Here is a 24,265-nt window from a genome sequence, read left to right as displayed (position 1 = left end):
GACGCTCGCGGGTCAGCCGGCGGGACCCGCCGCGGCGAGCACGCGCCCGGCCACCGATTCCGCCGGCTCCGCCTCGCCGACTTCGAGCCACTCGACGTCGAGCTGATTCCGGAACCAGCTCATCTGCCGCCGCGCGAATTGCCACGTCCGCGTTTTCACCATCGCGACGGTCGCCGCGAGGTCTGCGGCGCCGTGCAGATGCTCGACCACTTGCCGGTAGCCGAGCGCCTGCATCGCGGTCCGGTTCTGCGCGAGACCCTTCGCGAGCAGCGACTCGGTTTCAGCCACGAGACCGCGCGCAAACATCGAGTCCACCCGCGCGTGAATCCGGGCGCGAAGGTCCGGCGCCGCGCGCCGCAGGCAAAGCACGGGTATCGGGGACGGATGGGACCAATGCGGCCCGCGCCCGCGACCGATCGCGACGGGCCTGCCTGTCAGCCGGACGACTTCCACCGCGCGCACGACACGGCGCGGATTCTTCCGGTCGATTCGCGCGAACGCCGCGGGGTCGCGCTGCTCCAGTTCGCGCAGGAGTTCCTCGCGTGGGGTCACCTCGAGCTCCGCGCGGAGCGCCGGATCGGGCGCGGGTGCGCCCGCAAGCCCTTCGATCCACGCCTTGAAATACAGCCCGGTCCCGCCGCAGAAGACCGGCACCCGGCCCCGCGAGGTGATTTGAGTTGCGGCTTCGCCCGCAAGCCGGAGGAAGGTCGCGGCGTCGAAGGAGTCCGCCAGGTCCACGACATCCACGAGGTGATGCGGGACCCGCGCCCGCTCGGCCGGCGTGGGCTTGGCCGTGCCGAGGTCGAGCCCGCGATAGACCTGCATGGAGTCCACGGAGATGATTTCGCCGCCGACGCGCTGCGCGATCTCGAGCGCGACGGCGCTCTTGCCCGACGCCGTGGGGCCGGCGATCAGAATCGGCGACGATGAAGGATGGGGGATGGAGGATGGCATCCGGCGCCCGTGGTGCCGCGCGGGTGATTGGCTCAGGACTTCGCCGTGTCTGCGGGTGCCGGGGATTTAGCCGGCGCCGCCGGCTCCGCCTTGCACGAGAGGAGGAAAAGCAGCCCGACGCCGATGCAGATGGCGCTATCCGCGACATTGAACGCGGGGAAGCCGACCTCGCCGCCCCCGCGCCGCTCGACGTAGAAGTAGATGAAGTCCACGACGTGCCGGCGCGATTCCATGAGCCGGTCCGCGAGGTTTCCCACGATGCCACCGAACATGAGTCCGAGGGCGACCTGCCCGAGCGACGTGCGCGTCTCGAAGTGATGGCGAAACAGGAACAGCGCCAGCAGCGCGACGAGCGAAACGATGGCGAGCAGCTCGTTGTTGCCGTGAAAAAGGCTCCACGCCGCGCCGGTGTTGCCCCAGTGGACGAAGCGGAAGAACCCCTCGATGACTTCGCGTTGCTCCGCGTAGCCGAGGTAGCGCAGCACGGCCAGCTTCGTCAACTGGTCGGCCGCGATCACGACTGTGGCGACGAGCGCCATCCGGCGGTCAGGGGTGAGTGTCATCGTGACGGTGCGGTGGTTTAGCGGTCGGCGCGGCGAAGGACAATCACGGAATGAGTGGGGCGCGCGGTCGCACCATCAATCGAGGAGTTTCTCGCCGCGCGTGTAGCGCCTCACGGCGTCGGGGTCGAGCGCGAGCCCGAGCCCGGGCGCGTCGGGAATCGGAAGCATCCCGGACGCGTCGAGTGTCCAGCCACCCGCGGCAATCTCGTCGATGAACGGCGAGCCGGTGAGATATTCCACGAGGTCCGTGCCGGGAAACGCGGAGGCGAGCTGGAGGTCCGCCGCAAGCCCGACCGCCGTGTTCCAACCGTGCGGGATGAATCGAACGCCGTGCTCCTGCGCCATCCACGCGATGCGCCGCTCCTCGCTGATGCCGCCGACTTTTGTGACATCCGGCTGCACGATGTCGAGCGCGCGCCGTTCAAGCCACGGTTGAAAGGACTGCCGCCGCGTGAGCACCTCGCCGCCCGCGATCGGCACGGGGGAATGCTCGCGAAGTGTCGCGTGGTCCTCGATCGCGTCGGGCAGCAGCGCCTCTTCGAACCAGTGCACGTCGTAGTCCCGGAGCATCATGCAAGTCCGCAGCGCCCACTTGTAGCCGTTGGGCCACCAGGCGTCGCTTGCGCCGGCGTCCACCATGAGAAGTGAGTCCGCGCTGACCGCATCGCGCGCGGCGCGCACGATCGCCTCATCGGAAGCAAAACTCCCGCGGCGACCGAAGGGGCCCCATCCAATCTTGAAGGCGCGGAATCCCCGCGCCTTCACTTCGAGCAAGTGGTCGCGGAGCTTCTCCGGCTCATCCATGAGCACGGAGGCGTAGGGCTTGACCCGCTCGCGATGCCGCCCGCCGAGCAACCGCCCGACGGGCTGCCCGGTGGCCTTGCCGAGCAAGTCCCATAACGCGATGTCGATGCCGCTGATCGCGTGTGTGATGGACCCGCCGCGCCCGAGCCAGAAGGTGTTTTGGTGGAGCGTTTCGCTCACGCGCTCGGGTTCGAGCGCGTTCTCGCCGCGCCACAGCGGTTCAACCACCGCGATCGCCGCGCGAACGAGCGCGTCATTCGTGAACACCGAGCCGAGGCCGGTCAAACCTTCGTCCGTGTGCACCGCGACCAGTGTGTGGACGCAGTCCTCGGGCCGAAGCTCGTTGCTCCACCCTCCCTCGGGCGTGGCGCCGCGGAGCCCGGCGCAGCGAATGTCGCGGATCTTCATGCGTGACCGGCGGGAGGGTAGCGCGTGGATGCCCGCCGCGGAAGGCCGAGTTTCTTCGTGACGCCGCGTGGATGATGCGTTGAAGTGCAGCGTCCCATGAATGGCGCGTTGCCCTGGAACCGATGACTCTCGACCGTCTCCTGCTTGACAAAGGCATGCTCTCCGCCGAGCGACTCGCGGAGGCGCAGGCGCTGCAGCAGGCGCAGGGGTTGCGGCTCGACCGCGCCATCGCGCAACTCGGTTGGCTCAGTGAACGGCAACTGCTCGAGGTCATGGCCGAGCAGCTCCGCCTGCCGATGGCCGACCTCGCGGATGTCACCATCGGGCCCGCGACGCTCGCCGCGCTGCCGCTCAAGGTCATCTTCAAGAAGCGCCTGCTCCCGCTCGCGCTCGAGGATGGCCTGCTCCGCGTGGCAACGAGCGACGCGTTCGATTTCCACGCGCTCGACGAGGTGCGGATGATGACCGGGCTGCAAATCCAGCCCGTCCTCGCGCCGCGCGACGACATTGAGAAGCTCATCAAGCTCCACTACGGGCTCGGCGGCGACACGCTCGACGAACTCGCGGGCGGAGACCTGCCCGAGGCCGCCGTCACCGGCGACGCGACCGACGACCTGCTCGAGATGGCGCAGGAGGCGAGCGTCATCAAGCTCGTCAACGAGATCATCCTCGAGGCCGTGAACGAACGGGCGAGCGACATCCACATCGAGCCCTACGAGCACGAGCTGTCCATCCGCTACCGCATTGACGGCGTGCTGCAGGAGGCGTCCGTGCCGCCGCAGATGCACCGCTACCAGGCCGCGATCATCAGCCGCGTGAAGATCATGGCGAACCTGAACATCACCGAGCGCCGCATCCCGCAGGACGGCCGCATCAAGTTCAACGTCGGCCGCCGGCAGGTGGACGTGCGCGTGAGCGTCATCCCGATGCTCTTCGGCGAGGGCGTGGTCATGCGCCTGCTCGACAAGGCCAACGTGCTCTTCACCGTGCAGCAACTCGGCATGGACGACGAGACTTACGCGCGCTTCCGCCTGCTCATCGACCGGCCGCACGGCATCGTGCTCGTCACGGGGCCGACCGGTTCCGGCAAGACCACGACGCTTTACGCCGCGCTCAACGAAATCATCGGGCCCGGCCTCAAGGTGCTCACGATCGAGGACCCGGTGGAATACCACCTGCACGGCGTGAACCAGATCCCCGTGAACGCCGCGGTGGGGATGACCTTCGAGGCTGGCCTGCGCGCGATCCTCCGCCATGACCCGGACGTGGTGATGATCGGGGAAATCCGCGACGTGGAGACGGCCCGCGCGGCCATCCAGGCCTCCCTCACGGGCCATCTCGTGCTCTCGACACTGCACACGAACGACGCGGCCTCCGCCCCAACGCGGCTCATAGACATGGGAGTGGAGCCATATCTCGTCGCGAGCACGTTGACCGGCTCGATGGCGCAGCGGCTGGTGCGGAAGATATGCCCGAAGTGCCGCGCGCCGTATTCGCCGGACGCCGCAACGCTGCCGCGCGACCTGATGCTCGGCGCGGGCGAACAACTCCTGCGCGGCGCGGGCTGCGACCATTGCCGCAAGACGGGCTTCCGCGGGCGCATGGGATTGTTCGAGCTGATGACGGTGAACGAGGAAATCGCCGCGCGCATCCTCGTCCGCGAAACCACGCCGCGCCTCGTGGCGTGCGCGCGGGAATCCGGGCTGCGGCTTCTGCGCGAGGACGGCTGGCAAAAAGTCCGCCGCGGCGAAACCACCGTGGACGAAGTGCTGACCTGCACGGCGCTGTGACGCGATGACCAGGTTCCAATACACGGCAGTCACCGAAGGCGGCGAACGCGTCACGGGCTTTCTCGAGGCCGAGACGGAGGGCGCGGTGCTGCGGCTGCTTGAGGAGAAGCGGTTGTTTCCGGTCACCGTCGCGGGCACCGCGGGCGCGGCGGATGCCTCGACCCGCGCGCGACTGCGCGTCCGCTCGCGCGATGTCGGCATCATGTATGGCCAGCTTGCCGACCTCATCGGTTCAGGCGTGCCGATGCTCCGCGCGCTCGACTCGATGGTGAAATCCACGGTGAATCCCAAGCTCAAGGCCGTGCTCAAGGAAGTCCGCGTGGCCGTCGCGGACGGCAAGACGTTCACCGACGCGCTGCGCCAGTTTCCGGAAGTCTTCCCGCTGCTGCACACCGCGATGGTCCAGGCCGGCGAGCGCGCGGCATTCCTCGAGCAGGTGCTGCGCAGCCTGTCCCACTTCATCGAGCGGCTCGACGAACTGCGCAGCCGCGTGGTCGGCGCGCTGATTTATCCCGCGCTGCTGACGGTGCTCGGCACGGCAGTGATGATCGGCGCGCTGCTGTTCTTCGTGCCCAGGTTCGAGCCTCTGCTCGCCGGCGCGAAGAAGCCGCTGCCCACCGAGATTCTCTTCGGCGCGAGCAAGGTGCTCCGGCATTACTGGTTCGTGCTGCCGCTCGTGCTCGCGGGCGCGGGCGGCGCGCTGTGGTCCGCGATGCAAAACGAGACGAACCGCCTGCGGCTCGAACGGTGGCGGCTGCGGCTGCCCGTCGTCGGCACAGCGCTGCGCATGGTCGCGGTCACGCGCTTCTGCCGCATCCTCGGCACCATGCTCGCGAACGGCGTGCCGATGCTGACCGCGCTCAAGATCAGCAAGGACGCCACCGGCTCGCCGCTGCTCGCCGCGCAAATCGCCGCCGCCGCGGACAGCGTCCGCGATGGCAAGAGCCTCTCCGCGCCGCTCGCGGCCGGCGGACTGATTCCCGAGCAAATTGTCGCGATGATTTCCGTCGCGGAGGAGTCCAACAAACTCGACCAGGTGCTCATCCAGATTGCCGACACCGTCGAGCGGCGCACCGACCGTCAGGTGGATCAAGCCGTCCGCCTGGTCGAGCCGCTCATCCTCTGCGTGGTGGCCGCGGCGATCGGTTTCCTCGCGCTTGGGCTGCTGCTGCCGATCTTCACGCTCGCGAGTTCGCTCGGCCGGAATTGAAGCCGGGCTTCGTATCCACCGCCAGATGCGGGCGCGGACAACGCAAAAATCCCGAATAAGGACTTGGAAAATGTTTGAAGCTGCCCAATGTTTGCACGTCTCACTTATCCAAAAGTGTCACGGAATCCGGCGCCCGGCCGTGTGACAAAATCAACGCGAACATGAAAACCAGTCCGCTTCACTTGCGCGCGACGCGTGCCGCGGGATTCACGTTGCTCGAAATCCTTCTCGTCATCGTCATCATCCTGCTGCTCGCGGGCGCGGTGGTCGTTTTCGTCCTGCCGCAGCAGAAGGGCGCGGAGAAAAACACGACCAAGATTCTCCTCAGTCAGGTCGCCACGGCGCTCGACACCTATCGCCTCAACATCGGCCACTATCCGAGCGAGCAGGAGGGCGGGCTTGAGGCGCTCTCGACCAAGCCCACGTTCGAGAACGAGCGCCTGGGCGAAAAGTGGCAGGGTCCGTATCTCAAGCCCGGCACCACGCTCGACGACCCGTGGGGCAACAAGCTCCGCTATCAACTCGCGGACGCCGCCGCCGGTGACGGCAAGGCCTCCGCACTTCCCTACAAACTTTCCTCGGTTGGTCCCGACGGCCAGCCCGACACCGACGACGACATCGTCCACGGCGCGTCGCCCGCAGGCGCGGCCTCCGCAAATCCATAGCCCGACTGCATGGTTTTCACCCGACACCACACGACACGCGGACACCGGGGCGCGACGCTCCTCGAACTGCTCCTCGCCGCCGCGCTCGTGCTCGGCCTCTCCGGCGCCGTGGTGTTTTGCTTCAACAGCCTCCAGCGCGGCGCGCAACTCGACGAAGGCGCGATGCGCCTGGAGTCGCTGATCCGGTTCGCGCGGGCCCACGCGGCAAACTCGGGCAAGGTGGTTCGTGTGGTTTTTTCACCGGAATCATCCGATGACGGCTCGCCCTCGGGCACGCACGTGAGGGTGCAAGTCCAGTCCGACACCGCGACCTCGGGATCCACGTTCGTCGAAGTCGGCCAGACCCGCGAAGATTCCGAGAGTGTCAACGAACTCGTCAACGTCGTGACCGTCGAGCTTCAAGGTGCTGCGAATCCTGCCGCGGCAGGCCCGCCCGCTGCGCCGTCGCCAGAGGAGTCATCCGACAGCGCGCCCGGCCCGGTTGCGGCACAGATCACATTTTATCCTGACGGCTCCAGCGACTCGGCCGAGATCATCCTCACGTCCCGCGACACGGAGGATTCGCGTCGCGTCTCGCTCAAGCTCACCGGCATCACCGGCGCCACACGGCGCCTGGTGCTGACTGAGGCCGAATCCGCCCAGTCGAAGGCGGAGTAGCCCGGTCGGTAGTCGGCGTTCGGCGGCCGGACCAGGGGAATCACCGGCGGTCCGATGCGAATGCTCACCCGTCATCATTCATGGCGCGCGCGGAATTCCCGCCGTGCTGTGCCCGCGCAGCCGCAGCACCTTCGCGCGGGTGTTCTTCTCGAAGTCGTCCTCGCCCTCGTCCTCTTCGCCGCCGCCGCGGTCATCATCGGCGGCGGGCTCAACGCCTCGGTGAACAGCGCCGCGCGCCTCCGCCTGCAAGCCCACGCGGCCGACCTTGCGGTGACGGTGATGTCCGAATTGCAGATGGGCGTGCGCTTGGTTGAGCAGCCGGGGCCCGAGCCGTTCCCCGCGCCTTTCACCAACTGGACGTGGCAGGTCACATCCACCCGACTCGAGTCCGCGCCCGGCGCGGCGAGCTTCTCCAACGTCGAAGTCGTCATCCGCCACTCGGAATCCGCGCTTGTGCATCGGCTCGCGCAAGTGCTCGATCTCGGCGAAGTGGCGAATCTGCGGGAAGGGCAACCCCGATGAGCGCCCGTAGTGCAATCGCATCGGTTGGAATTGGCGCGCATCGCGCCCGCTTCAGTTCCGCGTTCACGCTACTCGAAATCATCCTCGCTGTCGCCATCGCGACCGGCTTGCTGCTCGTCGTGCTCTACTTCTACCGGCAGTCCGCCGAGCTTCGCGAGCAGGTGATCCGCGAAACCGAGCGCGTTGCGGCCGTGCGGCTCGTGATGGACCGGCTCACGAGCGAGTTGCGCACCGTGCCCGCGAGTTCCTCCGCCACGCTGCCGCTTTATGGCGACCCGGCGATGCTCGAATTTGTCCGCACCGATGTGCCCTCCCGTGCCGCGTGGGCACCTGCTGACCTCGGGCGCGTGTCGAATCCGGAAAGCGACCTGCGCCTCTTGCGTTACTCGGCCGGCGACGGCATTGTCACGTTCGGCCTCAGCCGCGAGGAGGAAGCGCTCGTCGGTCGCCGCGCCGTCACTAATGCGTCGGATGCACTAGGCTTTAATGACGCGACTCCAACGAACGCGCCGGCGGTGCTTACCGAGGATCTCTCCTTCGTGCGCTTCCGCTTTTGGGACGGCCGCGCGTGGCTCGATGTGTGGGCGGAGCCTTCGCCGCCGGTCGCGGTGGAAATCTCGCTTGGCTTCGACCCGCTGCCCGACGACCTCGCGCCCGACGAATATCCGCACGAAGTCTTCCGACGCGTCGTGCACCTGCCCGCGGGCAGCCCGGCCGAAGCCGCCGCAACGCCCTTCGCGACAATTGATCGGAGGGAGCCCGCGCGATGAACTTCGACTGCTCCAACCGCAGGCGCGGATTCGTCCTCATTGCGATTCTTATCGTCGTGATGCTGGCGGCGATGATCGCCATGAGCCTGCTGTTTCGAATGAAGGCCGAAGAAACCGCGACCGCCGCTGGCTCCGGCGCGGAGCAGGCCTGGGCCGCGGCGATGAGCGGCGTGCGCGAGGCGATGCGCGTCGCGGCCACCGGTTCCGAGAATCCCGACGTCTTCGATTCGCCGGACCTGTTTCGCGAACGCCTCGTGTTCGATGACGGTTCCGACCGCTGGCACTTCACGGTCTATTCGCCCGGCGACGACGGCATGACGCTTCGTTACGGGCTCACCGACGAGGCGGGCAAGCTCAACCTCAACCACGCGACAGAGGAAATGCTTGCGCGACTGCCCGGCATGAAGCCGCTGCTCTCGCACGCGCTGCTCGACTTCATTGATGCCGACGACGCACCGCTGCCCGAAGGCGCCGAGCAACCTTACTACGACACGCTCGCGAAGCCCTACGCCGTCCGCAACGGCCCGCTCGACACCGTGGACGAACTGCTGCTCGTGCGCGGCTTCACGCCCGCGCTGCTCTACGGCGAAGCCGCGAATCCGTATCGCAGCGCCGCCACCGACGACGCCCCGCCCGCCGCGGACTTCGGCCCCGCCTCGCCGCTCCGCCCGCTGCTCACCGTCTCATCGTTCGAGCCGAACACCGGAACCGACGGCGCGCCGCGATGGAACTTGAACGACCCCGCCGAGAACTTTCCGACGAACGGCGTGCCGGCCGCGACGCTCGCCTATGTGGCGGCGCTGCGGAGCAACCAGATTCCGGTTGCCTATGCGAGCGACCTGCTCGACGCGAAGCAAGTGGTGCGGACCACCAACGGCGTGGATGTCGAGCTGTCGTCGGGCATCTCAAACGACGGGCTGCCGCTCGCGCTCGACCTGTTCACCACGGTTGCGGACACGGAGCTGGCGGGGCTCATCAACGTGAACACCGCATCCCGCGCCGTGCTCGCGTGCGTGCCCGGCCTCGACGACGCGCTCGCCGACGCCATCGTGTCCGCGCGACAAAGCGTGTCTCCCGACCGGCGGAAGAACCTCGCATGGCTCGTGCAGGAGCATGTGCTCGACGCGGACAAGTTCCGCGCCGTCGCGCCGTATCTTACCTCGCGCGGATTTCAGTTCAGCTTTCGCGTCATCGGCTACGGAGTGCCCTCGGGTCGCCACCGGGTGATCGAGGCGATCGTGGACACCGCCCGCGGCAACCCCACGCTGCTTTACCTGCGCGACGTCACACGCCTCGGCCTGCCGTTCAAGCTGGAACCGGGCGGCGAGCCTTCGGCGGACCTCAAGACCGCGCCGCGAACCCCGCGGAATGCGTCCTTGCACACAACGCCTCCCGGCCCTCAGATATGACCATTCACCGTGGTGACCTCCGGCACGATGCCTGAACCGTCCAGATTCAACGTGATCCCGTTCCCGAAACTCGGCCGGCGCGAGCGCCCGCGCAGGCTTGGCGCGGCCACCGCGCTCGATCTCGACGGCCCGCTCCTTCGCGTCGCGCAGTCCGGCGGCGGCGCCATCACCGACCTCGCGACGAGCCCGCTCGATCTGCCTGCAGGCACCGACCGCTCCGACCCGGCCGCGCTCGGCCGCGCGCTTGCCGCCGCGCTCGACAAGCTCAGGGTCCGTCCCGGCCCAGTCGTTTTCGCTTTGCCGCGGGCGCAAGTGTATCTGCGCACGCTCGCCGTCCCCGTCGTCGCGGACGTCAGCGAACTCGCGTCCATCGTCCACCTCCAACTCGCGCGCGAGCTGCCGTTCCGGATGGACGAAGCGGTGATCGACTTCCAAGTCCTCCGCCAGTTCACGCCCGCGGTGAAACCTTCCGATCCCAAAGCCGCCCTCGAAGCGCCGGCGCCCTCGCCGAAGCTCGAAATCCTCGCGGCTGCGGTGAAGCGCGACGTCGTCGAGTTCCACGAATCGCTGGCAACCGCCGCCGGGCTCAAGCTCGCCGCGCTCGGATGGATCGCTTCCGCCGAGGCGCGATGTCTTGCCGCCTGCTCGGCGGCGGAAGCACCCGCTGCACTCGTCACGCTTCGAGCCGGGGAAGTGGGTGTTGACGTCGTCACCGGCCGCGGCGTGCTGTTCAGCCGCGGGGCGGCCGTGCCGGGGGGCGATTTCGCCGAGGCCGCAACCATCGAAGTCGTGCGAAGCCTGCACAATTTCGGCGGGCTGGCAGGCGGCACCGCGGTTGCGCGCACCGTCGTCGCCGGCGCAACGGGACACGAGACCGCCGTCATCAAGCTGCTCGCGTCGCGGCTCGCCATTCCGTGCGGCGCGCTTGAATTCGCGAAGCTCGGATTGCCCGCGTCCGCGCGCGACTCGGCGGCGGGCGCATCCGCGGCGATCGGCCTCGCGCTCGGCGCGACGGACGACGGCGGATTGGCGTTCGACTTCATCGACCCGAAGCGCCCGGCCGACCGGCGCGACCTGCGGCGCGTGAAGGTTCTCGGCGGCATCGCCGCCGCGGCGGCCCTGTTCATCCTGCTGTTCGCAGTGCGGTCGTCGCTTGTGCAGAAGCGCGAGGCCAACTTGAAGGAAGCGCAGCTCGAACTCGCCGCCGAGGACAAGAAACGCCCCATCTACCGCCGCATGACGCAACAGGCGGCGACCGTGAAGGCGTGGCAGGCCGAGGGTCGCGACTGGCTCGATCACTACGCGTGGCTCAGCGCGGTGCTGCCGCGCAGCGAGGATCTCTACGTGACGTCCCTCGCGGTCGGCGGCGGCGGAAGCATCCGGCTCGCCGTGCAGGCTCGCACCGGCGAGATGCTCGCGCGCCTCGACAAGCAGCTCCGCGCCGCCGGCTACGACGTGAAGCCCCTCGCCATCACGCCCGGCACGGACCGTTTCGGCTACAACTTCCGTTCCACGGTCGAGCTGACCGCACCCGAGAAGCTCAAGCTCGACCTCACGAAGGCGCAACCGGCCGCGCGCCCCGCCGATGACGCGTCGCTCGACGCAGTGAAGAAGGGGGGCTCGAAGTGAACGCGCGCGAACGCACACTCGCCATCGCCGTCGTCGGTCTCGTCGGCGCATTTGCCGTCACCGCCGGCGTGCGCGGGTTTTTCCTCAAACCGCTCCGCGCGCTCGACGGCCGGATCGGCGGCGTGCACGAGAAGCTCGCGAAGCTTCATGCCGAGCGCCGCGATTATTTCACCGCCGAGGATGCGATGAAGCGTGTCGCCGCGCGGTGCTTTTCGGACGACCTCGACCTCGCGAGCGCGCGCTCGGGCGAGATGCTCACGCGCATCATCATCAACAGCGGATTGCGCGAAGCGGACTTCAGCCGCGTTCCCGTCGGCCCGCGCAAGCTTCGGGGCTCCCAGGAAATCGGCTGGAGCATCCGGGGCGAAGGCGGCCTGGCGCAGGTCGTAAACCTCATCTTCCTGGTCCAGAAGTCCACGCCGCTGCACCGGCTCGACAGCCTCGTGGTGTCCGCGGCGGACGTGCCGGGGCGCGTGCGCGTGAGCTTCCGCTATCTCACGCTCGTGCTCGAACCTGCACCCGAGGCGCAGCCGCTGGATCTCGAATCCAAGTTCACCGCCGAAAGCCCCGAACGGCGCGCCTATGCGGCGCTTGTCACGCGCGACATTTTGCGGCCGTATGTGAAGCGGCCGCCGCCGAAGCCCGAGCCCGGGCCGCCGTCGCCGACACCCGCCGGGCCGCCGGGCGCCGAGCCGGGACCGGAGACGTTCCGCGTCGTGTCGCTGTCCGAGTGGATGGGCAAGCCCGAGGTCCACGTGCGCGACCTGTCGAACCAGAAGACGCTGCGCTTCCAGCCCGGCGACCAGCTCGCGGGCGGCCGCATCGTGCTGGTGGATTATCGCCCGTTGCCGATGCCGGGCAACGAGTCGCTCCTCTCAAACAGCCGCGTGATCGTGAAGATCGGCAACGAATTCTGGGCCGTCGAGCGCGGCCAGACGCTTGCCAGCCGATACAAACTCAAGCCCGATCAGATCCCGGGAGAGTTGATGAAGTTGTGACCGAACGAAACCGATTTCGAGAACGCCTATGAAACGCATCCACTGCCTGCTAGTCGCCTTGCTGCTGCCGCTCGCGAGCGCGCCCGCCCAGAACCAGCCCGCGCCAAAGCCCGGCGCCCCACCGGCCAAGTCCGTCACCATCGCGCCGCCGCAGGACGCCTCGCGCAACATCCGCTTTCAGTTCGACGGCATTCCTTACGCCGACGTGCTCGAACGGTTCGCGCAGATGGCCAGCCGCCCGCTCGTCGCGGATGCGATGAAGATCGAGGGCACGCTCACATTCAACGACCCCAAGCCCTACAACTATGCCGAGGCGCTCGACACGCTCAACGTCATCCTTTCGATGAAGTCCATGATGCTCGTCGAGGACGGCAACTACCTGCGGCTCGTCCCGTTCAAGGAACTGCCGCAGCTCCCGCTCCGCATTCTGCGCGGCTCGGAGCGCGCGGCGGACGTGCGTCCCGGCGAGGTCGTCACCGTCGTGCTCGACTTGAAGAGCATGGACGCGAAGGAAATCGCGCAGTCACTCACGAACCTCCTCTCCACCGCGGGCTCAGTCGCGCCGCTCTCACGCGGGCGCGGGCTGATCGTCACGGACCGCATGGCAAACATCCACCGCATCCGCACGCTCATCGCTGCGGTGGATTCGGAGTCCGTGGCGGAACGGCAGATGAAGACCTACACGCTGTTGCACGCGTCAGGCGCGGTCGTCGCCGACCTCATCAACCGCACGTTCGGTGTGGCCACCGCGCCGAAGCGCACCTCCTTCAACACCAACACCAAGGCGCTCGACGTGCTGCCGCCCGACCCGGGCGATTACGTGACCGCGGTGTATGACGACGCGTCGCGCACACTCGTGCTCTTCGGGCCAAACGAACGTCTGCAGCTCGCCGACCAGCTTGTCGCGCGCTTTGAGGACAAGGAAGGCGGCTCCGGCGACGTGCGCATCTACACGCCCCAGTTGATGAAGGCCGAGGAACTCGCCGCGATGATCCGTCAGGCCGTGCCCGGTGTCGCGGGCGAAAAGGAAACCGCGGCCTCCGCCGCCACAAAGGCCCGTGTCATCGCGGACACGGCGACGGGCCGCCTCATTGTCGCGGCGCCGCTCGCGGGGCAGGCGGACCAGATTGAGCAACTCATCAACCGGCTCGACAAACCCGTTCACGGAACCACCCTGCGCCCGCTGCGCGCCGACACCGTGCAGGTCACGAAGGTGTTCCGCACGCGCACCGCCGAGGCGACCAACGTTGCGAACATCTTCCGCGAAGCCTTCACACGCCGCACGCCGTCGGGCGCGGCAGTCCAGACCGCGAACATCACCGTGGAGCCGCGCAGCCAGAGCGTCATCATCACCGGCTCCCCCGCGGACCTCCAGATGGCGACGGACATCCTCACGCAACTCGAGACCGGCAGCAGCACGCCGCGCCCGCAGCAGACGCGCTTCATTGACCTCGGCAGCCCGTCCGAGTCCAAGCGGCTGCTGCCGCTCATCGAGCAGATTTACCGCGGGCAGGCGACCGACGCGCTCACAGGTTCCGTGGCGCACGCGCGCATGCTGCCCGAGCCGGAGACGGGCCGGCTCATCGTCACCGGCAGCGACGAGCACTTGAAGATGATCGAGGGCATCGTGAAGGAGCTGCGCGTGCAGCGCCCCGGCCCGATGCTGCGGCGCCTGCAGATCATCAGCTTCAAGAACGCAAAACTCGACACGGCCTTCACCAGCTTCACCAGCCTCGTCACCGAGCGGATGACGGACAAGCGATTCGAGGAACAGCCCAAGCCGTCGGTGATTCAGGACGCCGCGAACAACCGCGTGCTCGTCACGGCCACGGAGGAACAGTTGCGCGAGATCGAGCAGATCGTCGCCGTGGTGGACGTCGCGCCCGCGCAGCAGCGGCGCGAGATGACCGTCATGCCCGTGCGCTCGAAGTCACCCGCGGAAATCATCACGCTCGCCACGCAGCTCATGGCGCAACTCGGCGAACCCGGCAGCCCGCAGACCGAACCCAAGCTCGTTCCCGACGCGAGCGGCAAGCAGATCATCGTGCTCGCCACCGCGAAGGACATGCCGCGCGTGCGCGAGTTCATCCAGCAGCTCGACGTCGCCACCACGCAGAACATCGCGCGGCAGTTCAAGGCGGTGGACCTGCACAGCCGCACCGCCGCCGAGCTGTCGCCGCTCGTCACACAGCTCTACGCGGAGCAGATCAAGGGATTGAGCGAGCCGCCGGGCGGTGCGGCCACGCTGCTTCCCGACGCGAAAAACAACCGCATCATGGTCAGCGGCGCGGACGCCGAGATCGCGCGCGTCGAGGCGATCATCCGCCAGCTCGACCCGGCCGGCCGCCGGCCCGCGCGCGAGGAGACGCGCGTGGTGCGGCTGAAGGCCGCGCTCGCCGCCGAGCTCGCGACACTCGTCGAGAAGAGCCTCTCCGTGCAGGGCCAGCCGGTGAAGGTGCTCGTGGACGCGCGCAGCAACAGCCTCGTGCTCAGCGGCGACGCCGACGCGGTCGAGGCCGCGTCGAAGATCATCGCGCAGCTCGACACGCCGTCCGACGTGCAACCGCGCGAGATGCGCGTGATGGAACTGAAGCAGGGCGATGCGACCGTCATCGCCGGGCTCGCGATGCCGCTCGTGACCGAGCTGCTCAAGAGCCAGCGCGGCCCCGAGTATTCGCCGTCGGTGAGGATGATCCCCGACGCCGCCGCGAACCGCCTCATCCTCTCCGGCCCGCGCAACGAGCTGCTCGCGCTCAACACCATCATCGAGCAGCTCGACCAGGCGCCCGAGGGCGCGGGCGGCGCGAAGGTCATCAAGCTCAACAACGCCGTCGCGACGAAGATCGTCGGCGTCGTCTCGAACGCGATGCTGCGCTTCGACGCGCGCAACCAGCCCATCCGCCGCGTATCCGTCACCGCCGACGCCGAGTCAAACACGCTCGTCGTCTCCGGGTCGCGCACGGACTTGAAGGACGCCGAGACGATCATCTCGCGCCTCGACAACGAGGGCGTGGACCTGACCGCGTTCGAGAAGCCCCGCCAGTTCAAGCTCATCGAGGTCCGGAGCGCCGACCCCGACGGACTCGCCGCGCTCGCCACGCGCATCTTCACCGCGCAGACGCCCGGCCGCGCCATCACGAACCTCGTCAGCATCAGCGCCGAGCCGAACGGCAAACGGATCATCGTCCTCGCGCCGGACACGCTGCTGCCGCAGATCGAGGCGGTGATCGTCACGCTCGACAGCAAGCCCGACCAGTCGCAGCGCGAGCTCGCCGCGATCGAGTTGAAGAACGCGCGCGCCGCCGACCTGCTTCCCAGCGTCACGCGCATCTACTCCGAGCAGACCGCCGGCCGCGCGGGCAAGGCCGCGAGCCTTTATCCCGACGCGAGCGGCTCGCGCATCATGGTCTTCGGCACGCAGGACCAGGTCGCCGCGGTCCGGCAGATCGTCACATCGCTCGAGGCGCAGCCTCCCGCCGCGCGCGAGGTGAAGGTGTTCGATCTTGGCCGGCTCGCCGAGGCGAACCGCGTGCTGCCGCTGTTGAAGCAGTTGTATCAGGACAAGTTCGCCAGCAACCCGACCGCCGGGGCGGCCGACGCGCAGATGATTTCCGACGGCAAAACCGGCCGCGTCGTCGTGTCCGCGCGGGCGGACCATCTCAAGGTGATCGAGGAACTCATCGCCGGCCTGCAACCCGCCGCGACGACGCCCGCGGCGCGCGAGACGAAGTCCTTCGAGGTCGGCAACGCCGCGGACGTGCAGCGCTTGCAGCCGCTCGTGCAGCAGCTTTACACCGACCAGTGGAAGGAGCGCGGCGAAGGCGACCCGGCCGACGCGCAGATTCTCTCCGACGCCGTGCGCGGCCGGCTCATCGTCACCGGCCGGCCTGAACACTTGAAGCAAATCGAGGCGATCCTCGCGCAACTTGGCGCTGCGAACGCGAAACCGCTTGGCGGCGCGTCGCGCGACACACGCATCTTCGACCTCACCACCGCGAGCGCGGTCGAGCTCGCGGTCACGGTGAAGACGCTTTACACCGAGCAGTCGAAGGCGCGGTTCGGCAACGTCGCGCCCGACACGCTCATCACCGCCGACGCCGGCGGCAACCGGCTCATCGTCGTCGGCGACACGAACGAGCTGGCCGTCATCGAGGGCATCGTCACCAAGCTCGACAAAACCAGCGCGCAGAGCTCGACCGCGCGCGTCTTCCGCATCAAGTCCGCCGACCCCGCGAAGGTCGCGGAGATTCTCACCACCGCGCTCGTGCGTTACGACGCCTTCGGCAAGCCGCAAAAGCGCGCGACCGTCACCGCCGACGCCAAGACGCGCACGCTCGTCGTCACCGGCGACCCAAAGGAACTGCAGGGCATCTCGCTCATCATCGAGCAGCTCGACTCCTCGCTCGCCGAGCAGTCGGAACGCAGGATGAAGGTGCTCACGCTCAAGCAGGGCGCGGTGCGCGACGTGACCGCGAAGCTGCGGCAGCTCTTCGCCGACCGCGTGAAAAGCCAGCCCGACCTCGGCACGAGCGAGCTGCTCCTGCTCGACGACACCGCGAGCAACCAGCTCATCCTCGCCGGCAGCGACGCGCAGTTGAAGGCCGCGGAGCAGATTCTCGCCACGTTGCAGGAGAGCGCGGCCGCTGCGCCCGCGCGCGAGTTGCGCGTGTTCGAGCTCGGACAGCCCGCGGAATTGCGCCGGGTCCTGTCGCTCGCGCAGAACCTCTATCAGGAACGCTGGAAAGACCGCGACGCCTCCGACCCGGCCGACGCGCAGTTCCTCACCGACACGAACAACGCGCGCCTGCTCATCTCCGGACGCCCGGCGCATTTGAAGGAAATCGAGTCCATCATCGCCATGGTGCGGCGGCCCGCGCCGGACCTCGCGACGCTTGAGACGCGCGTGTTCGATCTCGTCGCCGCGCAGGCCGCCGAGCTCACGGTCACCGCGAAGTCGCTATACGACGAACAGCTCAAGTCGCGCCCCGCACCGCCCGTGTCGCCGGCGATGATCCTCGCGGACGTCGCCGCGAACCGGATCGTGCTCTCCGGCGCGAGCAACGAGTTGAACGCCGTCGAGACCATCATCCGGAAACTCGACAAGGCCAACGCCGTCTCGGGCGGCACGCGCATCTTCAAGCTCACCAACGCCGAACCCGAGCAGGTCGCCAGCGTGCTGTCCGCCGCGCTCGCGACAGTCACGCCCGTGGGCCGCACCATCCCGCGCGTCACCGTCGGCGCCGACAACCGCACGCGGCTTCTCACCGTGGTCGGCGAGCCGAGGGACATCGCCGCCGCCGCGAAGATCATCGAGGAGTTTGAGGCGAATTCCACCCATGAGCCGCGGCAGATGCGCGTCTTCGGCCTGTCCGCGGGCCTCGCGGAGAACACGACGCGCAACATCCGCGCGATCGTGCTCGACCAGTTGAAATCACGCGGCTTCGCGACGGACGCCAACGTGATCGTGCTCACCGACGACCGCAACCCGCGGCTGCTCGTCACCGCGACCGACGCGCAGTTGAAGGCCGTCGAGGAGGCGCTCAAGCAGGTGAAGGACGTGCCCGAGATGGGACCACGACAGCTCACCATCATCCCGCTCACGAACATCATCGCCGCGCCCATCCTGCAGGTCGTCACGCAGCTCTTCGCGACGCAGATCACCAACCGCGATTCCGGGCAGCGCCTCGTCGTGAGCGCCTCGCCCGACGACCGCACGCTGCTCGTGGACGGCCCCGGCCACACGCTCACGCGCATTTCGCAACTCGTCCGCACGCTTGACCTGCCGCAGACGAACTCGTCCTCCGTCATCCAGACCGTGCACTTGAAGAAGTCCGAGCCCGTCGCGCTCGCCGAGGCGGTGACCAAGACCATCGCCAGCCGCGAGGCGCAGCCGTTGCTCAAGCGCGTCACCGTCACGCCCGTCTCCGGCGCGAACGCGGTGCTGCTCAACGGCCCGACCGATTCCGTGCAGGAGGTGCTGAAGCTCATCCGCGAACTCGACGGCGAATCGGCCGCGGGCGGCGGCGGTGACATCGAAGTGCGCGTTTACAAACTCAAGACGTCCGACGCGAAGGAAGTCGTTCCGGTCCTCGAGCAGATGATCGAGTCCGTGCTCGACCGGCGCGGCGTGCGGCGCGCGACACCAGCGGATGCCGGCACGACCACGACGAGGCGGGGCCGCGTGAGCATCGCGGTGATGCCGCGCGCGAACAGCCTCATCGTTTCCGCCACGCCCGCGCAGTTCAAGCTGATCGAGCAGTTGCTTCCCACGCTTGACGCCGCGCCCGAGCGCGGCGACCGCGACGTCCACATCGCGTGGCTGAGGAAGGCCAAGGCGGTCGATGTCGCCGACCGGCTCACCGCGGTGTATGCCGACCGTCCGGCGGGCGAGAAGCCGGTCATCGAGGCGGATTATCAGGCCAATTCCATCACCGTCATCGCGAAGGCGGCTGACGTGGCGCAAATTCAGGACCTCATCACGCGCCTCGACGACTCGGGCAAGGACGACAGCATGCAGGTCCGTCTGCGCACGCTCGGCCGCGTCCCCGTCGAGCAGATGGCGCGGATGCTGACGAACATCTACCCGCAGATGCACGCGGGCCAGGTCCGCATCGTGGAGAAACTTGCGCCGCTGCCCGTCGCGCCGAAGGCGGCCCGTCCACCGCAGGGAACGAACACCACGTCGGCCGTCACGAACGCGCCGGGCGAGGTCATCATCGCGGTCGACCGCGACGCCAACGCGCTCATCCTCGCCGGGCCGACCGCGGAACTCGACAACATTGACCGCATCCTGAGCGAGTTGCAGTGGTCGGGGCTCGCGGGCGATGCCGAGCTGCACGTCTTCCCGCTGAAGGAGGCGGACCCGGTCATCGTGGCGCGCACGTTGAACGACCTCTTTCGCTCGGAAACACAGGCGCGTCCCGCGGAGCCGCCACGTCCAGGCGAGGCGCCGCGTCCCGCGGTCGTGCTGCCCGCGCCGAAGATGGTGGTCGTGCCCGAGCCGCGCACGCGGAGCATCATCGTGCGCGCGAAGGCGACGGACTTCCTGCTGATGAAGTCGCTCATCGAGCAGCTCGACGCCGCGGGCTTGAGCGCGCAGCTCGACTTCCGGCTCATCGCGCTCACGAACGCGCCCGCCGAGAAGGTCGCGCCGGCCGTGCAGCAGATGGCCCAGCAGTTGAACCTCGTGCGCCCCGGCGAAGCGCTCACGGTCACGGCGTTCCCGCGGCTCAAGAGCCTGCTCGTGTTCGCGCGCGGGCCGATGATTGACCAGCTCGAGAAACTCATCCGCGCGCTCGACCAGCCGACGGAGCACGGCGAGGCCGAGGTGCGCGTGTTCACCTTGCAGAAGGCCAACGCGCCGCAACTCGCCGCCGTTCTGCAAAGCATGCTGCGGCTCGGCGCGACCAACGATCTCACGCCGGAGGCGCGCGAACTGCAGGAGCAGGTGCGCCGGTTGAAGGTCACGAACACGAACGGCGCGGCGGTCTTGCTCGACCTCACGAAGCCCATCCGCATCATGACCGATCCCGCCGCCGCCGGGCAGAACGGCGGCAACCGGCTGCTGATCTCCTCGACGCCGGACAACCTGCTCGCGCTCGCCGCCGTGGTCGAGATGCTCGACAAGGTCGCGCTCACCGACGCCGCGGAGGTCGCGATCATCCCGCTCCAGCACGCGGATGCCGCGAGCGTTTCGCAGACGCTCACGAGCGTGTTCACGCAGGGCGTGCGGCTTGGCTCCGGTCCCGCGGGCACCGCGCAACCCGACGGCGAGCAGGGCAAGGCGCTCGTCAGCCCGCTCAACGTCGCCGTGGACGCTCGACTCAACACGATGATTCTCAGCGGCCGCCGGGAATCCCTCGTCCTCGCGCGCCGCATCATCACCGATCTGGACAAGCCCACCGGCCGGTTTCTCACGGAAGTCAAACTGTTCCGGCTCAAGCACGCCGCCGCGACGAAACTGCTTCCGCTGTTGCAGGCCGTCTTCGCGGAAGGCGCGCCGGTCGCCGGCTCGGAGGGCATCAGCACGTTCGTCACCCGGCTTCGCACCACGATGGAGAACGGCCGGCCCGTCACGACCGACCAGCCGAAGGCCCGCGCCGCGCTCGTCATGCAGGCCGACGACACGATGAACGTGCTCATCGTCGCCGCGCGCACGGACGCCCTGCCGCTCATCGAGGAGGTCATCAAACAGCTCGACATCCCCGACGCCTCGGGCCTTTCGCGCGTGCGCATCTATCCGCTTCAGCACTCGGACGCGGCGACGGTCCAAAAGATCATCAACGACCTGCACACGGGCGCGCGCGCCGGCAGCGTCCGCAACGAGGACCGGCCGAACATCACCGTGGACGAGCGCAGCAACTCGATGGTCGTCTCCGGCAACGACAAGGCGTTCGCGATGATCGAGGGCCTGCTCCTCCAGCTCGACAAGGCCCTCCCGCTCGAACTGCGCGACATCCGCATCCTTCCGCTCACAAGCGCGGACGCGGTCGAACTCGCGGCCACCATTCAGAAGCTCATGGACGCGCGGATCGCCCGGCAGACCACGCTCGGCCGCGGCCAGGCCGAGTCGCTCCGCGTGCTCATCGTGCCCGAGTCGCGCAGCAACAGCCTGCTCATCGGCGGCGGCAAGGACAGTTTCGACCTCGTGCAATCCCTCGTGCGGCAGCTCGACACCGCCGCGCCCGCGCTGAGCGGCCGCATCCGGCTTGTCCCGCTGCAATTCGCGGACGCGCGCGTGATCTCGACGACGCTTAACAACCTGTTCACGCAACGCTACGCCGCCGCGAAGTCGCCCGACACGCAGCGGGCCAGGCCCGTCATCGTGCCCGACGCGCGCGTGAACGCGCTGCTCATCTCCGCCGCCGTCGTGGATAACGAGATGATTGACGACCTCGTGAAGAAGCTCGACCGCGCGCTCGACAACCCGGCGCTCACGCTGTCGGTCCTTCCGCTCAAGCACAACGACGCGGCGAAGGTCGCAACCACGATGGAGAGCATCTTTGCCGCTCGTCTCAAGGCCCGCGCGCTGCCGGGCGCCGAGCCGTCGGCGTCCGAGCAGGTGAAAATCGAGACCGACGGCCTCAACAACTCGCTCATCGTCTCCGCGAACAAGGAAAACCTCGACCTCATCACCGAGCTGCTCACGCGGCTCGACGTCGAGCCCACCGTCGCCGCTGGAGTCATGGAGACCTTCGTGCTCAAGTTCGCCGACGCGCAGCGCGTCGCGACGATGCTGCGCGGGCTCGTGCAGCAGGGATTGTATCGGCCCGGACGGCCGCTTGTCGGCGGCCCGGCGCCCGCGGGCGGCCGCGACGCGCTCGCCATCGCCGTGGACCCGCGCAGCAACACGCTGTTCGTCTCCGCCAGCCCGGAGCATCTCGCGATCGTGAAGGAGGTCATCACCAGGCTCGACACCCGGGACCTCGCAGACGCGGGCAGCATGAAGATCTACCGCCTCGAACGAGCGCGCGCCGCAAACCTCGCGGCCGTGCTCACGCAGTTCTTCACCGCAAAGCGCGCGGGCGACACCGTCGCGCTCAACGCGCAGGACCGGAGCATACCCGTCGCGGTCATCCCCGACCCGCGCCTCAACGCGCTGCTCGTCACCGGCGGCAAGGAGGCGTTCGACATTCTCGACCGCATCGTGCCACAGCTCGACGCCGAGGACGTGCAGGCGCGGCAGAACTTCCGCGTCTTCCAGCTCAAGCAGGCGACGGCGGTGAAGTTGCAGGACACGCTTGCGAAGCTCTTCGCCAACCGCCCGCCGCGCGTGCGTGGCGAGACGCCCGATCCCATCACGGTCATCGCCGATGCGTGGGTCAACGCGCTCATCGTCGGCGCGGTGGTCGAGGACATGGCAATGGTCGAGTCGCTCGTCAACCGCCTCGACGCCGAGCAGGCGCAGTTTGGCATCACCGTGCAGGTCATCCCGCTGCAGAAGGCCGACGCACGCCGCGTCGCGACCACCGTGCAGGGCCTGTATCGCGAAGGCACGCAAACCACCGGCGCGCTGCCCATCGTTGTCAGTGCGGACGAGCGGGTGAACGCGCTGGTCGTCAGCGCCGGCGAGGCCGATGTGCGGCGCATCCGCGCGGTCGTGGAGAAACTCGACACTGACCAGGTCGCGCGTGTCAGTGAAATCCGCGTGATGCCGTTGAAGTATGCGCGGGCCGAGGCGCTGTCCACCGTGCTGAACGCGGCGCTCAATACGAAGCCCACGCCGCTCACCGAGCAAAACCCGAACGCGCAGTCGGTCCTGCAATTCATCACCCGCACTCTGGACGGCCGGGAGCTGGTGACCGCCGCGCTGAAGGAGGCAGTGCTGATCACACCCGACCCGCGGATGAACTCGCTCATCGTGTCCGGTCCCGTGGATTACATGGGATTGCTCGAACAGGTCATCTCGCGCCTCGACAACAGCTCGCCGCGCGAGGCAAAGATCCGCGTCTTCACGCTCAAGCACGCCAACGCCGCGCAAAGCGCGCAGCTTCTCATGAGCATGTTCCGCATGACGCCCGCGGGCGCGACCGCCGGCGGCAACGTGCGGACGATTCAATACACGCTGGTGAAACCCGATGGATCAGGCGCGTCCGAGGGCGCGTCGGCCATCCTCGGCTCCGAGGAGCAGGGCGCGCTCAACGTGAGCGTGGACCCGCGCACAAACAGCCTGCTCGTCGGCGGCACGGACCACTACATCGCGCTCGTCGCGCAGGTGATCGAGACACTCGACACGGGCGAGGCGATTGACCGCAAGACGGAGCTGCACCGGTTGAAGAATTCGCAGGCGCTCGATGTCGCGACTTCGATCCGCGCCTTCCTCGACCAGGAACGCCAGCGCGTGACACAAATCCTCGGGCCCGACGCCGTGGCAAACGCCTCGCGCCTGCTCGACCGCGAGGTCTCGATTGTCGCGGAGACGAACAGCAACACGATCCTGCTGTCCGCGAGCCCGCGGTTCTTCGACCACGTGCGAAACCTCGTGGAGGAGCTCGATCGTTCCCAACCGCAGGTGCTGATCCAGGTGCTGCTCGCCGAGGTCGCGCTCGACAACACGAAAGACCTCGGCATCTCGTGGAATTACAACAAGGGCATCGGCGGCGGCCGCACGATCGGCACCGGCACGGACTTCGCCGGCGTCCCACCCGCGCTGCTGACCACGTTCGGCGGCTACTCGGGTCTGCTCACCGGGCGCGACCTGAACTTCCTCGTGAAGGCGATGGAGGACGACGGGCGCCTCGAAGTCTTGAGCCGCCCGCAAGTGCTCACGGCGGACAACCGGCCCGCAACGATCAACATCGGCCAGCGCGTGCCGCTCATCACGGACAGCCGCGTGACCGAGCGCGGCGACACCATCAACTCCTTCCGTTACGAAAACGTCGGCGTGAATCTGCAGGTCACGCCGCGCATCGCGCCGGACGGCTTCGTGAAGCTCGAGGTCGGCACGACAAACAGCTCGCTCAGCAGCACGTCGGTCGAGATCAACCAGAACGCCACGGTGCCGATCATCAATGAGCGCCGCGCGAGCACCACCGTGAGCGTGCCCGACGGGCAGACCGTCGTCATCGGCGGGCTCATCAGCAGCAGCGACGACATCCGCAGGAAGAAAGTGCCGCTGCTCGGCGACATTCCGTATCTCGGCGCGGTCTTCCGCAGCTCGAAAAAGAAGACCGAACGGCGCGAGTTGCTCATCATGCTCACGCCGCAGGTGCTCGGTGGCGCCGACGACGAGGCGGCGCGCTCCGCGCTCGATGGCTCGATCCGGCGGCAACTCGACCGCTCCACGATCAAGGAAATGAAGAAGCCGGACGCCTTGCAAAAGGGGCTGCTTGATCCGCTCTTCCCTGCGCCGAAGCAGGACAAGCCGGAGACGAAGCCGTGAGCGGT

At 68.0% G+C, this 24,265-nt stretch carries 13 protein-coding genes; 10 read left to right on the top strand and 3 right to left on the bottom strand.

The window, feature by feature from the left end:
* Positions 1–12: 12 nt before the first annotated feature.
* From miaA to FJ386_02330, 3 genes are all read right to left on the bottom strand, one after another.
* Positions 13–954 carry a tRNA (adenosine(37)-N6)-dimethylallyltransferase MiaA gene (miaA, locus tag FJ386_02340; protein ID MBM3875543.1) on the bottom strand — a complete coding sequence of 314 codons (942 nt, stop codon included), beginning with the start codon at positions 952–954 and terminating at the stop codon, positions 13–15.
* A gap of 32 nt (positions 955–986) precedes the next feature.
* The gene (lspA, locus tag FJ386_02335; GenBank protein ID MBM3875542.1) at positions 987–1,517 is read right to left on the bottom strand and encodes a signal peptidase II; all 531 of its coding nucleotides are present in this window, start codon (positions 1,515–1,517) and stop codon (positions 987–989) included.
* Positions 1,518–1,592: 75 nt separating this feature from the next.
* Positions 1,593–2,729 carry a mandelate racemase/muconate lactonizing enzyme family protein gene (locus FJ386_02330; protein MBM3875541.1) on the bottom strand — a complete coding sequence of 379 codons (1,137 nt, stop codon included), beginning with the start codon at positions 2,727–2,729 and terminating at the stop codon, positions 1,593–1,595.
* 122 nt (positions 2,730–2,851) lie between these two features.
* On the opposite strand from FJ386_02330, the gene FJ386_02325 reads away from it, so the two are divergent.
* The 10 genes from FJ386_02325 (at position 2,852) to FJ386_02280 (ending at position 24,260) form a co-directional block, all read left to right on the top strand.
* Positions 2,852–4,519 (top strand): type II/IV secretion system protein, encoded by a 1,668-nt coding sequence (locus tag FJ386_02325; protein MBM3875540.1) that lies wholly within the window; start codon positions 2,852–2,854, stop codon positions 4,517–4,519.
* Positions 4,520–4,523: 4 nt separating this feature from the next.
* Positions 4,524–5,729, top strand: a complete 1,206-nt coding sequence (locus tag FJ386_02320) for a type II secretion system F family protein (GenBank protein MBM3875539.1) — start codon at positions 4,524–4,526, stop codon at positions 5,727–5,729.
* Between the two features lie 161 nt (positions 5,730–5,890).
* Positions 5,891–6,394 (top strand): type II secretion system protein GspG, encoded by a 504-nt coding sequence (gene gspG, locus FJ386_02315; protein ID MBM3875538.1) that lies wholly within the window; start codon positions 5,891–5,893, stop codon positions 6,392–6,394.
* A 9-nt stretch (positions 6,395–6,403) separates the two neighbouring features.
* Positions 6,404–7,051 carry a hypothetical protein gene (locus FJ386_02310; GenBank protein MBM3875537.1) on the top strand — a complete coding sequence of 216 codons (648 nt, stop codon included), beginning with the start codon at positions 6,404–6,406 and terminating at the stop codon, positions 7,049–7,051.
* A 108-nt stretch (positions 7,052–7,159) separates the two neighbouring features.
* Complete coding sequence (locus FJ386_02305) at positions 7,160–7,573, top strand: hypothetical protein (protein ID MBM3875536.1); 414 nt, start codon at positions 7,160–7,162, stop codon at positions 7,571–7,573.
* On the top strand, positions 7,570–8,343 hold the full coding sequence (locus tag FJ386_02300) for a type II secretion system protein (protein MBM3875535.1): 774 nt from the start codon (positions 7,570–7,572) through the stop codon (positions 8,341–8,343). Before FJ386_02305 ends, FJ386_02300 begins: the two co-directional genes overlap by 4 nt.
* Positions 8,340–9,752: a hypothetical protein gene (locus FJ386_02295; GenBank protein MBM3875534.1), complete on the top strand. Its 1,413-nt coding sequence runs from the start codon at positions 8,340–8,342 to the stop codon at positions 9,750–9,752. Before FJ386_02300 ends, FJ386_02295 begins: the two co-directional genes overlap by 4 nt.
* A 27-nt stretch (positions 9,753–9,779) precedes the next feature.
* A complete protein-coding gene (locus FJ386_02290) occupies positions 9,780–11,381 on the top strand; it encodes a hypothetical protein (protein ID MBM3875533.1) in 1,602 nt (533 codons plus the stop codon).
* A complete protein-coding gene (locus FJ386_02285) occupies positions 11,378–12,379 on the top strand; it encodes a hypothetical protein (protein ID MBM3875532.1) in 1,002 nt (333 codons plus the stop codon). The genes FJ386_02290 and FJ386_02285 overlap by 4 nt, the downstream gene beginning before the upstream one ends.
* A 28-nt stretch (positions 12,380–12,407) precedes the next feature.
* The gene (locus FJ386_02280; GenBank protein ID MBM3875531.1) at positions 12,408–24,260 is read left to right on the top strand and encodes a hypothetical protein; all 11,853 of its coding nucleotides are present in this window, start codon (positions 12,408–12,410) and stop codon (positions 24,258–24,260) included.
* Positions 24,261–24,265: the final 5 nt, after the last annotated feature.

The organism is Verrucomicrobiota bacterium (genome assembly GCA_016871675.1).
Lineage (GTDB): Bacteria > Verrucomicrobiota > Verrucomicrobiia > Limisphaerales > VHCN01 > VHCN01.
The sequence above is the reverse complement of the archived record's forward strand: the minus strand, read 5'-3'. Positions and strand labels throughout refer to the sequence as shown.